18 protein-coding genes are annotated in these 18,668 nt (G+C 58.5%); 5 read left to right on the forward strand and 13 right to left on the reverse strand.

Features of this window, described 5'->3' with window-relative positions; all coding sequences use genetic code 11:
• Positions 1–155 precede the first annotated feature (155 nt).
• The 6 genes from FM111_RS16355 to FM111_RS04600 form a co-directional block, all read right to left on the reverse strand.
• Positions 156–317 (reverse strand): hypothetical protein, encoded by a 162-nt coding sequence (locus FM111_RS16355; protein ID WP_179205020.1) that lies wholly within the window; start codon positions 315–317, stop codon positions 156–158.
• A gap of 84 nt (positions 318–401) precedes the next feature.
• Positions 402–1,625, reverse strand: a complete 1,224-nt coding sequence (locus FM111_RS04575) for a GIY-YIG nuclease family protein (protein WP_087139536.1) — start codon at positions 1,623–1,625, stop codon at positions 402–404.
• On the reverse strand, positions 1,618–3,684 hold the full coding sequence (locus tag FM111_RS04580; RefSeq protein WP_087139537.1) for a DEAD/DEAH box helicase: 2,067 nt from the start codon (positions 3,682–3,684) through the stop codon (positions 1,618–1,620). Before FM111_RS04580 ends, FM111_RS04575 begins: the two co-directional genes overlap by 8 nt.
• Before the next feature lie 30 nt (positions 3,685–3,714).
• Complete coding sequence (locus tag FM111_RS04585; RefSeq protein ID WP_087139538.1) at positions 3,715–4,125, reverse strand: hypothetical protein; 411 nt, start codon at positions 4,123–4,125, stop codon at positions 3,715–3,717.
• Complete coding sequence (locus FM111_RS16130) at positions 4,122–4,883, reverse strand: hypothetical protein (protein WP_143276041.1); 762 nt, start codon at positions 4,881–4,883, stop codon at positions 4,122–4,124. Before FM111_RS16130 ends, FM111_RS04585 begins: the two co-directional genes overlap by 4 nt.
• Complete coding sequence (locus FM111_RS04600) at positions 4,880–7,609, reverse strand: class I SAM-dependent DNA methyltransferase (RefSeq protein WP_087139541.1); 2,730 nt, start codon at positions 7,607–7,609, stop codon at positions 4,880–4,882. The genes FM111_RS16130 and FM111_RS04600 overlap by 4 nt, the downstream gene beginning before the upstream one ends.
• A gap of 179 nt (positions 7,610–7,788) precedes the next feature.
• On the opposite strand from FM111_RS04600, the gene FM111_RS04605 reads away from it, so the two are divergent.
• Positions 7,789–8,145, forward strand: coding sequence for a hypothetical protein (locus tag FM111_RS04605; RefSeq protein WP_087139542.1), 357 nt, complete (start codon positions 7,789–7,791; stop codon positions 8,143–8,145).
• On the forward strand, positions 8,138–9,136 hold the full coding sequence (locus tag FM111_RS04610) for a hypothetical protein (RefSeq protein ID WP_087139543.1): 999 nt from the start codon (positions 8,138–8,140) through the stop codon (positions 9,134–9,136). The genes FM111_RS04605 and FM111_RS04610 overlap by 8 nt, the downstream gene beginning before the upstream one ends.
• 431 nt (positions 9,137–9,567) lie before the next feature.
• On the opposite strand, the gene FM111_RS04620 is transcribed toward FM111_RS04610, so the two are convergent.
• From FM111_RS04620 to FM111_RS16360, 5 genes are all read right to left on the reverse strand, one after another.
• Positions 9,568–9,903, reverse strand: coding sequence for a hypothetical protein (locus FM111_RS04620; RefSeq protein ID WP_087139545.1), 336 nt, complete (start codon positions 9,901–9,903; stop codon positions 9,568–9,570).
• Entirely contained in the window at positions 9,900–10,484 is a 585-nt protein-coding gene (locus FM111_RS04625; RefSeq protein ID WP_087139546.1) for a hypothetical protein, read from the reverse strand. Before FM111_RS04625 ends, FM111_RS04620 begins: the two co-directional genes overlap by 4 nt.
• Positions 10,481–10,708: a hypothetical protein gene (locus tag FM111_RS16135; protein ID WP_143276043.1), complete on the reverse strand. Its 228-nt coding sequence runs from the start codon at positions 10,706–10,708 to the stop codon at positions 10,481–10,483. Before FM111_RS16135 ends, FM111_RS04625 begins: the two co-directional genes overlap by 4 nt.
• 90 nt (positions 10,709–10,798) lie before the next feature.
• Positions 10,799–11,602: a hypothetical protein gene (locus FM111_RS16140; RefSeq protein WP_143276044.1), complete on the reverse strand. Its 804-nt coding sequence runs from the start codon at positions 11,600–11,602 to the stop codon at positions 10,799–10,801.
• Positions 11,603–12,024: 422 nt separating this feature from the next.
• Positions 12,025–12,177 (reverse strand): hypothetical protein, encoded by a 153-nt coding sequence (locus FM111_RS16360; RefSeq protein ID WP_179205021.1) that lies wholly within the window; start codon positions 12,175–12,177, stop codon positions 12,025–12,027.
• Positions 12,178–12,641: 464 nt separating this feature from the next.
• Here FM111_RS16360 and FM111_RS16145 point away from each other — a divergent pair, with 464 nt between their 5' ends.
• The 3 genes from FM111_RS16145 to FM111_RS04655 all read left to right on the forward strand — a co-directional run bounded on the left by FM111_RS16145 (position 12,642) and on the right by FM111_RS04655 (position 17,536).
• Positions 12,642–13,370 (forward strand): hypothetical protein, encoded by a 729-nt coding sequence (locus FM111_RS16145; protein WP_143276045.1) that lies wholly within the window; start codon positions 12,642–12,644, stop codon positions 13,368–13,370.
• Positions 13,371–14,077: 707 nt separating this feature from the next.
• The gene (locus FM111_RS04650; RefSeq protein ID WP_087139551.1) at positions 14,078–14,641 is read left to right on the forward strand and encodes a recombinase family protein; all 564 of its coding nucleotides are present in this window, start codon (positions 14,078–14,080) and stop codon (positions 14,639–14,641) included.
• Between the two features lie 1,290 nt (positions 14,642–15,931).
• Positions 15,932–17,536 (forward strand): recombinase family protein, encoded by a 1,605-nt coding sequence (locus FM111_RS04655; protein ID WP_087139552.1) that lies wholly within the window; start codon positions 15,932–15,934, stop codon positions 17,534–17,536.
• A 22-nt stretch (positions 17,537–17,558) separates the two neighbouring features.
• Here FM111_RS04655 and FM111_RS16150 read toward each other — a convergent pair whose 3' ends face one another.
• A complete protein-coding gene (locus FM111_RS16150; RefSeq protein ID WP_143276046.1) occupies positions 17,559–18,317 on the reverse strand; it encodes an SHOCT domain-containing protein in 759 nt (252 codons plus the stop codon).
• 47 nt (positions 18,318–18,364) lie between these two features.
• Positions 18,365–18,637 carry a recombinase family protein gene (locus FM111_RS16600; RefSeq protein WP_087139554.1) on the reverse strand — a complete coding sequence of 91 codons (273 nt, stop codon included), beginning with the start codon at positions 18,635–18,637 and terminating at the stop codon, positions 18,365–18,367.
• Positions 18,638–18,668 lie beyond the last annotated feature (31 nt).

The raw sequence follows: 18,668 nt of genomic DNA on the forward strand, positions 1-18,668 counted from the left end.
CGTAACTAACCCAAGGACTCTGGTCGCCGCTGGATGAAAACTCAGGGGCACGTCACCACCGCAACAAGGTCATTTCTCATGCCGCCAGCCACTCCTCTCGGGCTGGGCTGAAGCCGCTTGCGCTGTCACTGGCCTCTATCGATTTGGCACACCGGTCACTGCTGGAGGCAACCGAGGCTTTGTCGGTGATTTTGTTGGGCGAGATAATGATTGGTGGCCCCGTGCCTCAGCCACAGTATGATTTTCTCGACCGGCTTGATCTCCCATTCGCTTTCGGCGACGACCTTGCCGGCCTCGAACAGCACTTCTTTCAACACATGAAAGATCGTGAGCGATGGAGCAGCAGCGCGGTTGAAGCCGTGTTGGGCCGTTGACCCCTTAGCGGGTAGCTGCGGGTCTATCTATTGAACGAGCCGCCCCAGAGCCGGGTCATACCTAAACCGAACGATGCTACCGTCGCGGATGCGCTGCACTGCTTCGTCAATCACGCTCAGAGGCACCAGGAACCACTCGCGCGGCTTCACGTCACTGCCGAAGCGATCAGGGATGGTGAGATCGATCAGCGCGGGCGCGAACACCCTGTGGATGAGGGCTTCCAGCTTCCGGCACTGGACGCCGTAGACCCTGTAGGTGGCGACAACTTCCACATCGGAGAGCAGATAGGTCGCGCTCTTGTTCGCTCCGGCTATGCGCGCGGTTACGTCCCCGCCTGTCACGCCGATCTTGTGAAAGACCTCGCGGTGTTCCGCGACGAACGGCTGGTCCGAGAGGCTACGCAGAACGTAGATTGTTCCGTCCTCGATCTCGCCCTCATCGGCTTCACTACCGAAGACTGGGCTGGGCGCCGCATCCTCAGCCACACCTCCAAAGAGCGGACCCGCGTCAGGTTCAGTGATGCGGCGTCCCGCATCGTCCTTATAGAGTGCGCGCTGCAACGAACGGAGCAGGAGGTCGCTCTCGGTGCCATTCGCATAGATGACGCGCAAACGCGCGTCCGTCTCACCGTTCGGCGCCTTGATAGGTTCTCCTACAGACGCGACGTAAGCGATCTGACCGCCGACGATGAAGAAGTCGCCCACGCGGATGTCGGCCTTCTGGAAGCCGGCGTCACGAACAAAGCGGCGGGTGACGCGAACGCCCGCGTCGAGGTCTCGCTGAACCTCGGCGAACAGCGGCTCGAAGACCTCAAAGTCCTCGCAACGCTCGCGCCCGGCGATCTCTTCGGCGGCCTGACGCTCTTCCCGCGACGAGACGTGCCGCAGCTTGGTGATGTCCTGATCGTCGGCGCCGGCGAGTTCAGCGCGCAGGGCGTCGAGGTTCATCTCCTCGGGTTCTACAGGCACCGCCTCGGCTTTCAAGAGACCGTTCTTGTCGAACGCCGCAAGCAGGGTCCGGCATTCCTCAAGACCGCGCATACGATCCAGGCGCACTGCATAGAGCCGCTCGAAGATGTCCCGATCCTCGCCGTGCAGAGGCGCGCGACCGTGCTCCTCGAAGAAGCGCACGATGTCCTCGAAGCCCGCGATGATACGCTCCTCGCGTGGCGTGTAGGTGGCCGTCTTGGTCTCGGCCGGAGCGAAGTCGGCGAGTTCGGCGCGGAGATCGTCGAGGCTCAGGTCAGCCATACTTGCCTTCCCGGTCGTAGCGCATGAAGGCGGCGGCGCCTTCGGCCAGCTTGCGTTCCCATTCATCAGCGGCGTCGATGGATGGCGAGCGACCACGTTCGCGGCGGAATCGCACAGCGCGCCCAGCGAAGTCCTTGGCTTCTTCGGGCGAGAGCGTTGTCCGCTTCGCCGAGATCACCGACTGGACCTGCTTCAGCGTCGCCTCGTTCATGGACTTGGCCAGGACCGCATAGGCGGTTTCGAAGGGGTTGATGCGGTCGATCAGGTCGATGTCGAGTTCCTTGACCTCAATGGCCAGCCGGCGGACGCCATCCAACAAGGCAGTGTTGGCCTTCGGCTCGCCGGGCGTGTCAGGCGCAGCAGCGAGTTCCTTGGCCTTCTGCGTAAGGTTCAGTGCTGCGATAGCGTGCTGGCGGATCGCCTCCTGATCCTCGGCACTCATGTCGGGATACTTGTCGCGGACGATCTTGCCCATGCGGACCTGTGTCAGTTCCTCGGGCACCGTCTCCTCGTCGAACAGGCCGCGTTCGAGCGCGGTCTTATCCTGCACGAAGGCTGTGATGACCTCGTTCAAATCCTCTTGGCAGACGCGCGTCGCCTCGGGACTCTTTGGTTGGACCAGGCCGCCGATTTCGAAGTGGAACTGGCCCGTCTGATCGTTGAAACCGACGTTGGTCTTGCCTTGCTGATAACCGCCGTCGCCATAGTCGAAGCCTTCGATCTCGCCGTGATCTTTCGGCGTGAAGTTGAAGCGTGGCGCAAGCACCTGCTCCATCAGAAGGCTGGCGGCGATGGCCTTGAGCGTGTCGTTGATGGCATCGACGACAGCCCCTTCCGAAGCGTCTGGCTCCGCGATCAGATTGGTGAAGGACGCGCTTTCCTTGCCCGGCGCGTCGCGCGTCGCACGACCGATGATTTGGATGATCTCGGTCAGGCTGGAGCGGTAGCCGACCGTTAGGGCGTGCTCGCACCAAATCCAGTCGAAGCCTTCCTTGGCCATGCCGAGAGCCAGGATGATGTCCACATGGTCGCGGTCGTTCTTGTGCGCCGGGTCTTTCAACGCGGTCAGCACCTTGGCGCGTTTCGCTTGATCACCATCATCGACCAGATCGGCGATCTTGATGATCCGGCCGTCCTCCAGCTTCACACGATGGAACCCGGTCACAGGGTCGGCACCCAGCCACTCGCCGAGGCAGTGCATGATATGCTCCACCTCTTTGATCTTGTCCGCCGTGCTCTCACGCGAGTTCACGGACGGAATGTGGACGATGGTTTTCTTCGACGGGTCGAGCACCGCCTCGATGGCGGTGAGGTATCGGCCGCTGTAGAAGAAGTAGCCGATGTTCAGCGACTTGAGGTGCTCGTAGCCATTCAGTTGCTCGTAGTAGGTGTAGGTGACGGTCTCGAACTTGTTCTCGTCCTCGGGCATCAGCACGGGGTTGGCGTCACCACGGAAGTAGCTGCCGGTCATCGCCACGATGTGCGCCTTGTCGCGCCTGATGAACTCGGCGAGTTGGGCGCCGAGCCGATTGTCGGGGTTGGCTGAGACGTGGTGGAATTCGTCCACCGCGATCAGCCGGCCATCGAACGCCTCCACGCCACGCTGATCCACGGCAAAGCGGAATGTCGCATGGGTGCAGACCAGCACCTTGTCGTCGCTGGCCAGGAACTGACCGACAGCCTTCACCTTCGATGGATCGACGCGCTGCTCATCTGGGCCCGGCGCGTTGCAGAGGTTCCACTGGGGCTTCACCGTCCAGTCGGCCCAGAAGCCGAACTGCGACAGCGGCTCATCGGCGAAGCTGCCGCCGATGGATTTCTCGGGCACGACGATGATCGCCTGTTTGAGGCCCTGGTTGTGCAGCTTGTCCAGCGCGATGAACATAAGCGCGCGCGACTTACCCGACGCCGGTGGGGACTTGATCAGCAGGTATTGTTCGCCGCGCTTGGCGAAAGCGCGCTCCTGCATAGGACGCATGCCGAGTTCATTTGCCTTGGCGGACGCGCCGGTGCGCGCCGTGGTGAAGCTGACGGCCGGGATCGGTTTAGCCGTGGTCAAGTCGTTGCATCCTCTGCCGTGCGTCGCAGTTCAAAGTTGATATGTAGCGAGAAACGCCAAAGCCCAAACGGGCGGTTGCGGCCAGTGGCGTTGGCCGTGGTCGCGCCACCGTTCGCTCTGTTCGTTCAATGCCCCGTTTGCCAGAACAACAGCAAGCAACTCGTCGTGCGGGTAGACGAAGCAGTCGTCGCCTCGGGTGAAGGCTACATAGATGTTCTTCCCGACATATTTCTTGTCGAGATAGAGCCGGCCTTTCAACTGAACCTTCAGGAAGGTTTGACCGTCGATATGGCAAGCGATGAAATCCGCGCCTTGCCAGTCGTCGGTCAGGCGCAAACAATTGAAGCCGTAGTCGGCCATGCGCGCGGCGACCTTCTGGAAGTTGTAGTTCTCCTGCTGACGCGAGTTGAGTTGGCTGTAGGCTACCCGAGCGAACGTCATGCGTGTCCCTCCTTTCGAAGGGCCTTTTCCAGCCATTTGGGTGCCTCGCCCACTTCTGAGAAGAAGATGTTTTCGGGGACGGCGGTCCAGAAGCCGGTGATGGCATCGGCGAAGCGAGCAAGGTCGTCGTCGCCGACTTCCAAGGCTGAATAGTCGAGGGCCGAGACAAAGAAGGCGGTTCGCTCGCGTCCGCCCACAAGCTCCGGTGCCAGTTGCTTCAGAGCGTCAAATGACGGCCCGTTCCCGTGTTTGTAGACGTTCGCCACAAGTTGGCAGCGGAGTAGCTGAGCATAAAATTTCTGGTCGCGAACAGGCCAACCACATCGTTCAAAAAGGTCCACCAGATCATCGACCTTCGCCGCCCAAACGGCAGCGTGCACATGCTCTTTGAGGCCGAGGTGACCAAGCTCCGTGCCGAGCCAGTCACGAACCTGCTTCCCCCACTCATGAAACATGCCGGCGATGATGCTGAGACGGGTGCTGTCACGAAGTCCGGCGAGGCTCAGGTAGAAGCTGATGTGTTCGTCGTAGGCAGCCTCATAGTTTGCACCTGGATCGTCTCGTTCGGGATCGAAATGCTGAGCGCGCTGTGCCAACCACTGATCCGAATGCCGCTGCGCGTCTGCCTTCATCGCTTCGTCGTCAAACTGGTCGAGGAGCCGGCTGCGAGCTTGTGCAACATAGAATTGGTGGTTGGCGATCAGGTGCTCGCGCGTCGGACCCCACATTTGCAGGAAGACGCGATCCGGCTCCGTCACGCCGCGGCCTTCTTGGTCGTCATCTTGGTGTAGAGTTCGAACAGCTTCTCCAGCCGCTCGGTATCATTGCGGAAGCGACGTCCGATGTAGATGCGTTCGAGCACTTCGTCATTGGCCTCGTGAGCGCGACGCAGGTCATCCGGCATGTTCTCGGGATCGTAGAGGTCCGCGATAGTCGCCGGGAAATGAACCTCGCGGGCCAGAAGGATGTTCGCGGCACATCGGGTGAGGTCCGCCTTGTTCTGTTCAGTTAGTCTGGGGAGCGGAAACGTATTCCAAGCCAAATTTGATGAATAGCTGATCCCATTTCCTAACCGACCAGAAAGCGTTCTCGCCCAAACGAAGTGCATTCGGGAATTGAATACGCATACATCTATCATCGTTGCGGAGAATATGGCGTGCGCCTTGTGTGTGACTACAAGGTCACGCCCAAATATCCCTGAAGGAATATATTCTCGACGCTCCGAAGAAACTTGTGGAGCTATCATCCCCATGCCTTTTGCCATGTTCCTGTATCGGAACTGGTGAGATTTCTCGGCAAGCGTCCTGGCCACCTCTCCTGCCCCCTGACGGAAGTCGCGGCACTGCCGTATGCGTTCGCGAATTGGACCGATCTCATTAGCTAGACCGAGATCATCATCATCGATCCATAGGGCCCAACGCAGTCGTCCGTCGAAGAATTCAGACGTGCCGCTTACGCGGCGAATGAGTGTGTCTACATTGGCGTTACCAGCCCGCAATGCTTCGCGCTCTTGGACGTCGAGCGTCAAAAACCCCCCATCTGCTGACTGATTTCCAGTGTTCATCTTGGATAGAGGTGAAATAGGGGTAGAAAAACCAGACACAACAATGTCGTCACCGGCGATCAGATAAGGGTTTATGTTTTCGACTTCGCGCTTCCCTCCATCGAAGAAAACTATCTTCTTGCGCGAAACGTCATTCGATAACCCCAAAATAGTGCAATAGACGCCAGCATTGTTCGCTGCGTTATTTCCCCATTTGAACGGTTCGTAGCAAAAGAAAACGAATGCCTTGGACGAAAGTATGTATGGCCAATAAGTTGGGACGTGTATCCCTTGGGAGATCGAACTTGTCGTTACGAAGGCGATGCCGTCAACACGATTTAAGAGGTCTATAGCTTTAGTGAAAAAGGCACAGATATAGTCTAGGTTTGCCGGATTATAGCGGCCCCCAGCTACCCGAAGCATGTCCTGCTTCTGATCCGCGTCTTGCTTCTTGCCTCCCAGATACGGCGGATTGCCGCAGATATAAGTCTCACCACCTTCGTTCTCAAAGTCGATTTCGGCCTGATCGAGAGGGGTGTGAAACAGATCATCCGAGGTGACCTTCACCTCCACCCCAGACGGCGGGCAAATTTTCAGCCAGTCGAGCCGCAACGAATTGCCGCAGGTAATCCAGTTCTCCGCGCCGAGCGGAAGGAACTCTGCAATCGCCTCCTTCTGACCCCGATAAAGCACGTCGCATTGATACTCGGCGATGATGAGAGCGAGTCGCGCGATCTCGGCTGGGAAATCGCGTAGTTCGATGCCTCGGAAGTTCGTCAGTGGGATGTCCGATCGGCGGTCAGGCTCGCCGCGCCGCTTGTTGATGTCCGACTCGATCTCGCGCATCGCCTTGTAGGCGATCACCAGGAAGTTGCCCGAACCGCACGCCGGATCAAATACCCTGATGCGAGCCATCCGGTTGCGGAGGTTCAGCAGCTTCCGGCTGTTGGTCCCAGCTTCCTCAAGCTGCTCACGCAGGTTGTCAAGGAACAGCGGATTCAGCACCTTCAGGATATTGGGCACGCTCGTGTAGTGCATGCCGAGCGAACCGCGCTCTGCATCGTCGGTCACCGCCTGGATCATCGACCCGAAGATGTCCGGGTTGATTTTTTGCCAAGGCAGACTTCCTACGTGCAACAAATAGCTGCGCGCCACCTTGCTGAAAGTCGGCACATCCGTGTTCCCGGAGAACAACTGTCCGTTCACATACGGAAACTTCGCCGCATAGGGCGGTAGGCCCGCGTCACCTCGCTTTAAAGGGGGGGTGTCCATCGCGCGGAATATTTCGCCGATCACCAAATGGGTGTTCGCGGCGTCGCCTGACGACATTTGCTCGACGGTTTTGGTGAAAAGCCCCTCGGTAAGGAGGAGGTCCGTGTCCTCAGCGAAGAAGCAGAAGATCAGCCGCGCCATGAAGTGGTTCATGTCGCATTGGCGTTCGGCGGTGCCCCAGTCCGGGTTCTCCTTCAACAGTTGGACGTAAAGCTTGTTCAGGCGTCCGGTCGCCTTCACATCGAACGAACTTTCACGGATTTCCTTGACTGTGGTGATCCCAGCCAGTGGCAGGAAGAAGCCGAAGTGGTCGGGGAACTCGGCATAGCTGCACGCGACAGTGCCGCCGCCGTTCAGGTCTTCGGCCTGGAACGTCTCACCGTCCGTTGCGAGAATGATCTTGGCCTTGGCCGAAGTCGTCTTCGGGCTATCGCGTAGGGCCTTCAGGGTCGCGTCAACCTCACCCGGCGCGCATGTGGCGATGTGGATGTTATTCCGCTGAAGCACGCCGCCCGGCACGTCCGACTGGTTGGTCGCGCCAGATCGCAGCCGCTTGATCGTAGGCGGCGGATTGTCGAAAGCGATCAGAAACTGGAAGGGGAACTCGGCCGGATCAAACGGCTCAAGTGCAAGTTTGGATACAGCTTCTTCGATCTCGACGGGATTCATGGCCGCTACTTACGGGCATGGCGCCTCCGGCGGCAAGCCGCAGGGATGTAGGGTCAGGGGAATGGCGAACTGGAGGGGTGCGGTTCGTTGCCAGTATGGGCAGAACCGCAAGGGCTAATTCTGGTTGACGGCTTGGACTTGCATGCGACCGTGAAGCTTCAAAGCATCACGGAGTTCGCTTGGGTCACGAGCCTTTGCGCTGCCTTGCCGTTCGCGTCCTTAAGGATTCTGACGGCCAGATCGACAGCATCGAGTTTGAATCTTACCTCAATGACGTCGCTGGGCGCCATCGGTGGCTCAGCACAACGGAATGGCTCTTCGTCGATCCGCCAGTGGAAGCTGATGGGTTTGAGACCCAACCTGTTCTTATGCCCGAGCTTATTGCGGTCAAAGCCATCGTCGCGGACCTGGCGAACCCCGAGCCTCGCATCTTGATGGACCACAAGCTCAGCCACCGCGAGGAGCGGAAATGGCGTTGGGCGGCTTCCCATATCGTCGGGCAAGAGCACTTCCCGTGGGAAGACGCCTATGCGTGAGGGGCTTCTGGGCTGGGCCACCGATACGCTCGTGAAATTGGACGATGACGTTCCCGGCGTGATTGCGCGCGTGCTGACGGCTGCGCCGGCGCGGCGTCAGGCCATCTTCGCAGCCCTGGCGGTGCACGAGGTAAACGGGGGCGGTTATCCCGAGGGCGATCTTATTCCAGAAACGCTGGCCGAGGTAATCCGACATGGCCGTGTCAGCGATATTTTGCGCCATGCCTTTCGGGAAGACACCGAGGGAATGCCCGGTTTGCTTGAACGCATTGGAGATAGGCCCTTGGATCGTGCTCAGGACTACCTCTCGATCCACGGGCTGCTCACCGACAGGAAGAATGCTCGCGCAGTGGATGCGCTTCGTGCCAGTGGACGCGTAAGTCGAAACAAGCTGGAAATTCTCGCAGCCCTTGATGCGCGCTGGCATCACGCGAACACGCTGACTAGGCTCGACACGCCGGTCGATGCGATGCGTTTCAATTCAGCGGTGAGTTTCGCGCAAAGCGTTTGTTCGCGAGCCACAGACGAGGCGGTAGCTGGGGCTATCGCTAATATGGGGCCGACTTCGACGCTCTCTCGGCTGGTGCACCGATTTGTGCGCAGGGCTGACCGTCTACCGCCGCATCCGCTCGGCGATGGCGACGACGAACTTCGTGCGTTCACCACGATGAACGACCACCTGGGTGCGGCCAGGCGTTATCGCAACTGCCTACGCAGCAAGTTGGGCGATGTTGCTGCGGGCCGGTTGGCCTTCGGAGAATTTTGCGGAGTCGCGTTGCTGGAGTTTCGCCGCACAACCGGCCCAAAGGGATGGATGCTTTGGGCGACGCATGGGCATCGCAACGTTCTTGTTCCCACCCACATCTCGGAGGCGGCCGAAACGAAGTGCGACCGATTTGGAATTCCGCGCATCCATGACACCGCCGGCGGCCCTCATTGGCGAAGCTATCATCGCCTGACCAGAGAGTTAGGGTGGGATTGGACCGGGTGAGCATTGGCTGACCCGGTCCAAATGTCGTTCAAAAAACGGACGAATATGCGGCATCTACCTGCCGGACAGTGTCGAGCAATGCTTTCTCGCTCCCCCGGCAAGCAATTATTCCGCCCCTTACATCCAGGTCGATGATCATGAGAAGCTCAAACTCCTCGCTGACCATGTGGAAGATATGCTTTGACTCGGACCGATAAGATTGAACCCCCCGATACTCGACTGTCAACCGGACTTCGGCTCCAAACGGTCTAAAATCGAGAGCACCAGCACGACCTCGCAACTCCTTTCTCGTGGCCACAGCTACGATCATAATGCTGTCGTAGTTCGAAGGCGGCACGGCCTTCCAAGGGCCGCCAGGAATGTCCGAGAAGTCGCCTCCAGAGATATCAACGTCGCGGTCGCGCACACAGGCCCGTTGGCGAGACAGAGACCTACTCATGGCTTCCTCCATCCTCGATTGTGCCAAGAACGCCTTCCCCATCTCGTTCACAGTCCATGTCGAGTTCGATCACAACCGCCAGATCGCCTTCATCGTCCGCCCATGGATTCATAGTGACGATGTAGCCGGTAGCGTTGATCTTCCAACGACCAGGAACATACTCGATGGCGTCATCAGCCTCGACCTGCGTCCAGATTCTGTTGTTTCCAACAGCCTCGAGAAATGCGCGCTCGTCGGCATTGTAGGCATCGAACAGGAGGCAATCTTCATCCTGTCTGATGAGAGGAACAAATCGTTCTTCCCATTCCGCTTCGGTGAGGACCGTCATGCGCTCGTCCTCCCTGCGGCGGCCGCCAGCACCCGCTTCTCGGCGAAGCGGTTCTCCAGCCGAATGCGCTGGTGAGTGAACCCCGCCGCGCGACCGACTCGCTCGGCATAGGGGGCGTCGATAATCGTCTGACAATTGACAGCCGAAAGCGCGACGCCGTTCCGGCCAGTCCAGACCAAAGTCGGTCGCTGCTGACCCGACCAGTGGCCATCAATGCCGAAGAACACAGCGGGGCTGTTCCGACTCGCGTAGACGACGACTTTGACGTCGCCCGCTCGGTCGGCGTTTATCTCCCAGTGCAAATTGGCCATGAGGGTGCGGACCTTCTCGCGGCGATCCAGGTCACCAACACCGGTCTCGATCTGACGGAGCATTGAGTGAAACAGCACGCTGGACATACCGGTGAGCGCACCGTGCAGGTGATCCGCTTTAGTTCGCGGGATGATCGCTCCGCCATATTCGATCCGATGGATGACGGTGGGGCTTTGGCACTTGCCGAAAAGGCCGTTAACGAACTTTTCGGCTTGTTCGATTGCGCCGGCATCTGGGGCGGGATGGGAAAGCTCGGTCATCTGGATCATTGGCCCGTGCCGTCGGGACCGGACACACTTTCTCCCTTTTCTTCGTCTTCGCCTTCAGCATCCGTCAATCCGACGAAATCGATGACGATGTCACCGTCATGCGGAAGGTCATAGGCGTTTCGGAAAAGGTCCATCGCCCGTTCGGAAGCGTCGCCCGCATCATCAGCTTCGACTTCGTAATGGCCGTTGAGTGCTAGGCCAAGCAAGACATTAAAGGTAGGCATAGATGTTCTCCAGAGCGACATTGCTCTTGGAGCACTTCTTTCATTTTAAGCGGTGATTTTCATCAATGAGCAGCGACAGGGTGCGACAACCTAATTGTCCAACGTTGTCTTCTCACTTGCCTTGCGCGCTCTATCATATGTCCTGTTATCTGGTTGAGTGAGGCCCAGGCGCTTTAGCTCGCCTCCTAGAGCATCGCAGAAATCCTTGTTTGAGAGCAGACTCCGGTCGGGGATGCCGGTAGGGAACAACTTGCCAATTATCACCGGCAACAGCTTGGTCCAAACCTTACCAGCGGCATGGACCTTCGCGAGATATGCCGCCGACGGGTCCAATTCCGGCACGACGGCGAGATCGAACAGCCGAGTGCCGGCGGCGCTTCCAGTGCCAAGCAACCAGTCGTCGATCTGAACGTGCGCCAGGGCCGATTCGGGTATCCGCCCGCACTCTTCGAATGGCGAGCCAAGCCTACCCATTAGCGCAACACTACCGCCTCGAATTTCACTTTCGAAGTCCCTGGTGGCCTTCGTCCAGATGGTTACTGCCATCTGATGCGCAACCGCAGCGGCAACGGGATCGGCTCCTTCCGGGCATGGTAGATCGATCAGGTCAGCCCACGTTGCTGTTGTGCGCTTTGTTCCAGTGCCGATGCGCCAGATCAGTGCCAGCCCGGCCCCATCGCTCCGCTCCCTTATCCGAACACGTGGGCGTGGACGAACGCCGTTGGATTTTAGTGCCGAAGGGCGCGAGACAAGCGCGTCAGCGAACTCCCTGCCGGGTGACGAACGACGAAAGTCGGGAATTATCTCACTGAAGAATATGGCACGTGTTGTTTTCGCAAGCGCATGTGCGAAGGCAGCGTCAACGAGGCTTTGAGGGCGGGTTGGATGGGTCATTGTGCACGCCAGAAAACACCGAGAGAAAAGGCTCTGTGCGGCCTACTCTATTTCTGATGGGATAACGGGCTGAGTTTATCTTTCCACTGCCAGTTTTACAGGTTTTCTGGCTGTTTCTTGCATCTGGGCAACCGCTTCTGTCCGCCGCAGAAACTTCGGCTGTCACCTTCGGCGACCTGGATAAATAGGTCTACCGGCCGCCAGATCAGGTGGTCGGAAGATCGACCACGGAGCCAAATGATCGACCTCTACGAGTTTATGCTAAAAAGGCGTCTGACGACGAGCCGGCGCCACTGCTCCGCCTACTGGTGCCAAATGGCGCCGAATTACCTTGTGGTTGGTGGCCCCTCCGATGCGGCCATGATCAACGTCTTTCGGCGGCTGATCTCCGAAGGGCGTTGGTTTACGGCGGTTCGAGTGGCTCACATGACCTTGTTTCGACAGGTGGCGCGATAAACAAGCCTGTTCCGCCCTTCGTTACGCCTTACACCATCGAGCTTCAGATCAACCTCGACGATATGATGGATGATCGTCGCCGGGTCGCTGGCGAGTGGTGGTGCTGCGATCAGGCGCATGGACGCTGGTTCAGGTCGGTGAACAAGCTGACTGGAGTAGTCCGCTTTTCGTTCGAGCACGAAAGAGACGCCATCCATTTTTGGCTAGCGAACTAACGCAGTTCCGCTGCGTGAGTCAGAAGCAGCTTTACCGGAGCGTGATCACCTACCAGTCAATTAGGAGCCGTTGCATACCGTCGCTGAGCAATCTACGGTCATCGAAAATCTTTAAGGTGGTCGCTGTGATTGCTGCTCGATTTGTTGCTGTTTTAATCCTCACTATCGGGTCGCCAATAAGTCACGACGCGTTCGCCCAAACCCCATCAAGCTCAAACTATCGCAGCCTCGCCGTTTGCGAGGAAGTTCTGGTCCAGGGGCGTTGGTTCCACAGTTTCGGAGAAGGACGGTGCCCCCCTGGAAGCAGGCGCGCGCCCCGTGCCGCAAACCGGGGCGTTGAGGATGTGAATGCCAGAAGCTTAATGAGAATGGACGCGCAGGTTCAAGCTTTGGCAAGCGCGCAACAAAGCCTGATTAGTGCTGGGCGAGCTATCAGCGAAAGATATCAGAATGAATCTGACGCTCGGCTTGCGACATACGCTTACCATTTCGCGGAGCAGGCCAGTGTTGCAAATCTGTATTCCGCTCAGGAGTTTCTTTTTCCCTTAAAGGGTAACACCGTTTACGCGCAACTGGGTGACCCGATCCTGACGGCAAGCAATGGGTTTTACTCTTCTTGCTTCGTCCCGCTTGAGGACGGCGTCGCTACCCAGATTGGCGGACACCGCCACAACGTGCGTCGCGGGGAGCTAACCTGCAAACTTAAAGAGCGGGATCGAGCATTTACGCCCCTCTACAGCAATTACTCGTTTTCTGGCGGCGATATGAGCATGGGTCAAACCCTAGACCGAAAAGATGGACTTTATACCATCTGCTATCGGTCTATGGGGGTGAATGCCATGTGCGTAAGAGGCATCCCGGCCGATAAGGTGATCGAGACGACCGGCATCGTAGAGCTAATACAAACCTCCCGCATTGCAGCGACTTTCAGAGGGGTAAGAGACGGCCAGCTTGAGGTGCATTTGGAACAATCCGAAGCCGTGCCGTCACAGATTATCATTTTTGATCTTTCCTCGTCGCGTGAGATCGAGATACTCGGAGTTACGTTCGATGTTCTCGAATTCAGCGACAATGAGATTGTATTAGCCCGGAAGTAAATTTCCCTTCAGCGATAATACGCCGTCGACGGGAAGCTTACTTACCTTGCACCGCAGAATCGTGGCTTGGATATAAGCTTGTTGATCTGAACGGGTGCGAGCGATCTGTAACGCGCAGTGAGGAAGCGGGTCGTTACACGACGGTCGGCACTCCCCCCTGGTATCGGACGCAAAGGGAGCTTGGTTAGAAGATACACTTCGAACCGTCAAAGCTCGTGCGACCGCCCAACTGGCTGCATGCGTCGGGCTCTGATCCGCCTCCGGCGCCACCTATTGCGCAAGTGCTCACGCCTAATGCTAAGGCGAGGACCGCAAGTATCGTTCCAGCGTCTCGCAGGCCCTTCGAATCTTTCTTTAGGCCGTAGAAAATCAAAAATCCGCTGGCGATTAAGCCGCCAAAAATCAGAGTCCCGATGAGGGGACCCAAAGCGTTGAAAATTCCGACGCCCACTAATACTGCGATTGCAATGCCAGTTAGTAGGCCGAGAACAGCTTGAAAGGCTTCCATAATCCCATTTTCTAAAGCCATATTAAAGACTGTCAATCCCAAGTAACGACGGTTGGCCTAACCTCCACCTCCGCCCCCTCCCAATAGCGCACGCCCTTGTGAGATGATCCGAGAGCCGGGGCGGACTGTCTCACAAGCATTCTGGTCGCCTTCTGAGAGACCTGTGTCACAATGTCTGAGGGTTATGTGAGGAGGATCGATGTCGGGTGCTGTGGTTGGATATGCGAGGACTTCGACGGCTGATCAGCAAGCTGGTCTCGATGCCCAGATCGCAGAACTCCGTGGTGCCGGCTGCACGCGCATCTTCTCCGAACAGGTCAGTGGTGCCGACACTGCTCGGCCCGAGCTTCAGGCCGCACTCGACTGGGTGAGAGCCGGCGACGTCTTCGTGGTCACCAAGCCAGAGAGGCTGGCCAGGAATGTCATCGACCTGCTCGGAATCGTCGAACGTCTGCGAGCCAAGGGTGTGACGGTCCGCATTCTCGCCATGCACCTCGACACCGGCAACCCAACCTCGAACCTCATCCTGACGATCCTCGCCGGCGTAGGCTCATGGGAGCGCGAGATCATGCTGGAGCGACAGCGTGCCGGGATCGCCAAGGCTAAGGCGGAAGGACGCTATAAAGGACGCGCCCCGACTGCCCGCGCCAAGACACCCGAGGTCTTGAGATTGAAGGCTGAAGGCCAGACCGTCGCCCAGATCGCAGAGAGCGTCGGGATCAGCCGGGCCAGCGTTTACAGGGCGTTGGCAGAAGCCGCCTAACCATCGTCCAGCAACGGCTAGAGGCGGTCCTGGAGCCGTTTGCAGAGCCGTCTGACCACGATCTTGCTGTTGGGGAGAACGCCGTCAGGAGGCGGTCCAGAGGCCGTTGGAGAGACGGTCCAGGGGATGTCAGCCATCAACCTTCTGCGGGTTAATGACTTCTCAGGAGGAGTGCAGATCAAGTCGAGCTTGGATCGGCTGACATCATCTTTCTGTCTCTTCTCGCGGTCGAGGCTTACGCCTCACCCGGATCGCTCACAGTCGCTCAGGACAAGCCTTCGCTCTCTGCGTCGCGATCATTCTTTTCAAAGAGCCGAGGAAAAGGATGAGAGATTTCAGACTCACATGCCGAAGGTAGATAGCTTTATTCCCCCTGTCCCTCCCACACACTGGAATCGATCAAGGACCGGGCAGAGGCAGGAGAGACAGGGGGATAGAGCGTCATGCCGTATGGAGCCGACAGCTTTTGAACGCAGCGTTGCGGTCTCCCGCGCGAGTGGTTTTCCGACACCTCACAATACTGCCTAATCCCTCCCCGGAGGCACCTGGACGCCGGTGTGGCGGTGACTTTGAAAGACAGGGGCTGCGTGACCCACGTCGTCGCTTGGACGATCCGCTGGCAACTAAATGCCGAGGCCGCTTGCTTGTCCCATGCGATCACTGGTCTCGTTAATGGGAAAAACGGTTAGGCCGGTCCCTGCTAAGGGCCGACCCGCACGACGACGCTGTTCAAACCGCGCCGGCGCCATTGGGGCTTCAACTCGGTCACGACGGACCCCAACTCTTGTTTGCCTGTTCCCACGCGACGTGGACGGAGGGCCGGGACCGATCCCGCTCCGATGCCCGATCTTGGCATCAACGCGATCCGGGCTTCAAACTCACGGATGGTGCGCTTCAGGCTGAGGAAGCCTTGTCGTTGTCGGCTACGCCGCCTCTGATCGAAGCCCCGTTTAAGGTGAGGACGGCACCAATAGAAAAAGCCTCGGAGGGGCTTGGGGCACCTTCCGAGGCTTACAAACCGGAACCCGCGAACGGGGCACTTGGCGGTCTGAAACTTGGCGGCCCAGCCCCAAGCCGGTCCATGCATCTATTTATCCACAATACCTTACGCCCAGTTGGCCGGTCCATATTAATCGCCACCACGCCTCTCGTCAGGAGGTCATTCGACCAAGGGCCTGGCCGACCGTTTGGATCACGCTATCGCGCATCCAGGGCGGTCCACACCAACCGGCCATCACGATCAATCGACTACGACTTGCTCGAACCGGAGCCGATTGTCATGGTCCCGGCATGGTCTCCCAGACGATCCAGCCAACGATGCCAGCGACCATCTATGTGCGTTGGTCCAGCGAAGCCCAAACAGGGCGTGACAGCCTCCGGCGCCAGCTTGAAGCGGCCCAACGGTATGCGGATGAACATCGTCTCCTGATCGTCGAAACCATCATCGACGAGGCGGTCTCGGCATTCTCCGGCCACCATCTGACGAAGGGTCGGCTGGGAGAGTTCATCCGTCGTGTTGAAGATCGTGCCGTCGCTATGCCGCACGTCCTGATCTGTGAAAGCCTCGACCGTCTAAATCGTCAGGCTCCCCTCGATGCTCTCGCTCCGTTCATCGGCCTGATCAACGCAGGTATCACGTTGATCACCCTGACTGATCGACAGCGATTCACCCGACAAAGCATGGCCGATGACGGTGGGCTACGGTTGTTGGGTAGCCTGATCGTGATGCTACGCGCGCACGAGGAATCAGCGACCAAGAGCAAGCGCGTGCGCGCCGCTTGGGAACGGAAGCGTCGTGAAGCCGACGTGCGGAAGCTGACCAAGACCTGCCCGGCATGGCTTCGGCTGTCCCCAGATCGATCAAGATTCGAGATCATCGTAGAGCGCGCTGATGTAATTCGGATGATCTTCTCGGAAACGACCGCTGGCGTCGGTAAAGGCTCCATCGCCGCCAGATTGAACGCCGCTGGCGTGCCAGCATTTCGAGGCAAGCACGGCTGGCACGCGAGCTACATCCAAAAGCTCTTGTCCAGCGATGCGGCTGGGGGGACGTATCAGCCTCACACGATGGAGGACGGTCGTCGCGTGCCGATTGGACCGCCCGTGCTAAACTACTTCCCACCCATAGTGGATCACGCGCTCATGATGAAGGCGCGGGCTGCAATCATTGCCCGAAGGACGGGGGCGGCAGGTCGAAAGGGTGCGGACTTCAGGAACATCTTTACCGGCATCGCCCGGTGTGCGGCCTGTGGCGGAACCATGACCTATGTCGGCAAAGGTGACGCTGAACGCTATCTAGCGTGCTCGTCCGCACGGCGACGACGTGCATGTGGTTGCCGGGCATTGTTCAACTTCAACGAAGCCGAGCGTCTCTTTTTCGAAGCCGCGCTCACGTTCGACCCCGCCATACGAAACGCGCCGGGCGCATCCCGCACTAGAGAAGACCTCCTTCGCGCAAGCCGTGATGCGGCACGTCTATCCGGTCGCTTGACGAAGCTGCTCGACTCGTTCGGTAGCGATGCCACTGACGAGATTGTGGTCACCGTAGCGACGGCCCGCGACCAACTGCGCCTCGCTCGAACCGAGGAGAAGAGGCTGCGAGACCAAATCCTCGTCGAGGAATACGGCGCCAATCTCCCAGACCTGCGAGCCGCGATTTTGGAACTACGGGCGGCGGACGAATCTGCTTCCGCTTCGTCGATGTTCACCCTGCGCGCAAGAATTGCCCATGCAGCCAAAGCCGCCGGTTTCACAGCCACCTTCCATGAGGACCAGAGGCAGGTGCAGTTAGCGTGTGAAGGTTATGAGCGGGAGGTCTGGTTCACCTGTCAGCCCAAGCGGCTTCCCGCCTCGCGCAACGCCATGGGGCAGTTCTGTCCGTTCGACAGAGCCTGAACCTGTAGACACGAACCACGGTTCATACCGGCATTTCGTCACACGCATAGTCGATCCGGGGGGACGTTTTCTTCGCGCCGATTTCTTCAAGCTCGGTGCCAGTCCAACGATAGCGTTGCACGACGCAGGTCTGCGATTCGATCTCACCCCAACTAGCTGTCAGCAGATTGTTGGCGTTGCTGTATTTTAGCTGAAGTTGATCATATCCCTCACCGCCCAAACCGAGCGAGTAGATGTCACCCGTGCGATGATCGCCGACGATATTTCCTGTGCAACCCGTGCCACAGCCGAACCGGATGATGACATACCGGTTCGCAAAGGTTGGCTCCGTCCCCCACTCCTCTTTGATGCGGGTTCGCATATTTCTCCAATCTCCCTGAATCTTTGGCGGGACTGTGCGAGGGGGCAGGTCGGACAATGGGACGACGGGTTGGGCGGTCTCTGCGACAGGGGCTACATCTTCTGATGCAACGGGCATTGGCGACGACGATTCAATAGGGGGTGCCAGAGCAACCTGAGACTGGATGTCCCCGCTCGATCCTTTCACTGCGGGCTGTCTCTGTAAGAACGCCACAGCTAGTATCAGGCAGATCACGATGCCGATAACCGCAGCCACGGACTGGTAGATCAGTCGCCACTTGCGCGCGCTTTCGACAGATTCATCTGCTGGGGCACCTGCAAGAACGGTGGCTTTCTCGGATTCGAACTCGGCTGCGGTGATGTCGCCTGACGCTTTAAGTCGGGCGAGCCGTTCCAGCTTGTCGATGCGTTCGTCGCTCATCAGTCCCTCCGATAATGAGAACGCCTACGGTGACGGCTCCAAGCCAGTCAATGACGAAGACAACTAGAAGGCATAGCGACGGCACGATCTTCAACACGACGGATGAACTCTCCCAGCCGACCCTTCGTCAGATGGTGGCCGGAGAATGCCGAGACCGCCTCGTCGATGATGGTTTCGACGATCAGGAGACGATGTTCATCCGCATACCGTTGGGCCGCTTCAAGCTGGCGCCGGAGGCTGTCACGCCCTGTTTGGGCTTCGCTGGACCAACGCACATAGATGGTCGCTGGCATCGTTGGCTGGATCGTCTGGGAGACCATGCCGGGACCATGACAATCGGCTCCGGTTCGA

The organism is Brevundimonas diminuta 3F5N (assembly GCF_900163625.1).
GTDB lineage: Bacteria > Pseudomonadota > Alphaproteobacteria > Caulobacterales > Caulobacteraceae > Brevundimonas > Brevundimonas diminuta_A.